The sequence below is a fragment of the Runella rosea genome (genome assembly GCF_003325355.1).
Classification (GTDB): Bacteria; Bacteroidota; Bacteroidia; order Cytophagales; family Spirosomataceae; genus Runella; species Runella rosea.
In genome coordinates, this window is the sequence record NZ_CP030850.1 from 4140001 (window position 1) to 4142500 (window position 2500).

Sequence of the window (2500 nt, forward strand, 5' to 3'; positions counted from 1 at the left end):
GAGTACATATGTTTTAACACAGAATACTAATATTTCTCCTCAAAGCTCCTCATTCCTCTACTTTTTTTGTTCTTAAATCATTAAGAGCGACCACTTCAACTCCTAACTCGGAAAAATAAATGTTTTACAATTCAGATGACGTAAGAAAATTCCAAGTCTTTGAAGTTAAAAAACATGGAAGATCCTATCGTTTTTTAACTTCCTCCCTTAAAAATAGAATTGGTCAATCACTTTATATACATTCTTAAAATAACGACACCTGATTAGATTCATATTAGGCGCTGGATATTAAGGATGGTTCTTTAATTTTGTTAAGCAGCGCGTTAGTGCATCCAATCTCTTCTATGCCTAATATATCCTGTCATTTTTTTAGCTATTTTATTACTACAAATATCTTTCGCTGGCAAAGATATTTTATGAATACTCAACTCTGATGCACTTTGGTATATATTAAATACCATACTTCGTCTGGACGCCTAGATTGTTCTCATGGATATTATATTCACCTATAACTGTTTATAATAAACATCAGAATAATTTCGTAATTGAAAGTCCTGGTTCCCAATTAAGTTACAGAAACATTTTGTTGTCATTAGCGCCATTTTCTGAGTTGTCCATTGGGAAAAGGCTTATTTCGGCAATGGACTCAGCGGCAAACCGCACGGAGCGCCAAGATTTTGTGGAAATAACACGCACTTTTTTGCATAAAATCTTTAATTCAAATCCTTAAAACCGCTTTGAAAATGTTGGTAGTAGCGTAATAACAATCGCCCGATTAGTGGCTCAAGCTGAATTCTTGGGGAAGCTAAGCATATAATTTGGTCAGTCTGAATAGGAAGAACGAAATATCTTTAACCCCTCGGGAAGCTGATCGAAATGCCTTAATTTTCGCACGGTCCGTCGTACGGTTAAATGACTCCGCCGATAGCATTTGTACTTCTGTTAATGAAGAAATTAAGGATATCCAAATAATGAGTCTGAATAGATCGGGCGACAGTTTTGAAAGAATTAAGTCCGCACTCTTCTACCTCATTATACCAAAGCGCCAACTTTTTGAAGGCTTGCTCCTTGTTTTTACCTGTTCGGAAAATTGTCCCCAGTCCCGTGGCCAGCCTGTAGGCCTGTTCAATCACTGGATAACGCTCGAAAAGTAGCCGCGAACGCTGAACTTGGGTGCTTGTCCATTTATCAGGATGCTTAAAGAGTAAGTAGCGGCTCCTGATCAATAACTGTTTGAGTGTATCGCCATTGGCAAGAATTTCAGGCTCATATGGCAGGCTGGTCTGCTTGGCAGTTTCAATCGCCTGATTTTCATAATCAATCGCCTGCCATCGATAGTAAATCCTGACTTCCTGAACCGCATCATAGGCTAATTTTTGGACGTGGAATCGGTCGGGGACGCCCAGTCGATAACCTTCGATGCCTTTGGGAAACATCGGTTGACAATCAGCCCCATGTTAGCCGCCATGTCCAGTGTCACTTCTCGAACTTTGACTCGAATACGCTTCGGAATCTTGCTCAAAACATCAATAACTGACGAGGCCTGTGTTCCTTTGACCATCGCTACCAAGCAGCCTTTTCCACCTTTAGCCGCCTTATTGGTTACAATAAAGTTCCCCATTGGAAAGAGAAGTCTCATCAATGCTCAGATGCGAACCGATATTTTCAGCATACAAAAGCCAATCAGCGGCATGCTCACGCTGTTTCCAATCCTTATAATCACTGATATGATCTTTATACTGCTCTTGCAACTGTTTGCCATCCAAATGAAAGTATTTACCTAATTGTGAACAACTGACAGGGTGATTATCAATTCAACCCTTTTAAAAAAGTCGCAAATTCCTTCGTCATTCGCGTACCTTACTGTACCATGTCCCAATCTCTGCTTACTATCTCACCGGCGGCTTTGACTTCCCAACGACGGCGTTTAATACAGAGCGTAACACGCTGATTACGAATGGGAAAATCTTGAATATATCTCTCGGGCAAGAAACCCTTTGACTCTAATTTTTGATTTTTGTATTCGGATGGAGGCAGGTTCTTTTCTTCCAAATAAATCTGAAGGCCCGTCAGACCCTCTACAATCTCAGAAAGTTCGAAATAATCAAGGATTCCTTCAGGTAATAGGAAATGGTAAGACTCTTCAATGTTATGTAAAATTGATTCATTGCAAATCCACTACATTTTTACATTCCCCACAACTTTTGGATTTGATCCTTTATATTTTGTAACAACGCAAAAGAGCTCGCCTTTCAGCGAGCTCTTCATTGTTAATATTGTGGCGGCTACCTACTTTTCCAAGTTTTATCTCAGTATCATCGGCGGAGCGGGGCTTAACTTCTCTGTTCGGAATGGGAAGAGGTGAACACCCGCCCTGTAACCACCATCAAGGTCGTTATCGGCGTTTGCAGAATTGGGATGAGGTGAAGCGATTCGTCGCACCGTCCCGCACTGTAACCACCATCAAGGTCGTTATTGGCGTTTGCAGAATTGGGATGAG

The 2500-nt window shown here is 40.7% G+C and carries 3 protein-coding genes and 1 rRNA gene; all 4 read right to left on the bottom strand.

From position 1 onward, the window contains the following. Positions 1 to 908: 908 nt before the first annotated feature. A complete protein-coding gene (locus DR864_RS30620) occupies positions 909 to 1436 on the bottom strand; it encodes a transposase (protein WP_445508826.1) in 528 nt (175 codons plus the stop codon). Beyond that, positions 1370 to 1621, bottom strand: coding sequence for a transposase (locus DR864_RS30625; RefSeq protein ID WP_445508827.1), 252 nt, complete (start codon positions 1619 to 1621; stop codon positions 1370 to 1372). The genes DR864_RS30620 and DR864_RS30625 overlap by 67 nt, the downstream gene beginning before the upstream one ends. Before the next feature lie 239 nt (positions 1622 to 1860). Then, complete coding sequence (locus DR864_RS30630; RefSeq protein ID WP_445508831.1) at positions 1861 to 2175, bottom strand: ISAon1 family transposase N-terminal region protein; 315 nt, start codon at positions 2173 to 2175, stop codon at positions 1861 to 1863. 101 nt (positions 2176 to 2276) lie between these two features. Continuing rightward, positions 2277 to 2388: ribosomal RNA gene (rrf, locus tag DR864_RS17415) — 5S ribosomal RNA — on the bottom strand. Positions 2389 to 2500 lie beyond the last annotated feature (112 nt).

What these genes read in the sequence shown, in the direction of transcription:
- DR864_RS30625 (WP_445508827.1), bottom strand. Translation starts at nt 1,621, where the DNA reads ATGGGGAACTTTATTGTAACCAATAAGGCGGCTAAAGGTGGAAAAGGC.
- DR864_RS30620 (WP_445508826.1), bottom strand. Translation starts at nt 1,436, where the DNA reads ATGTTTCCCAAAGGCATCGAAGGTTATCGACTGGGCGTCCCCGACCGA.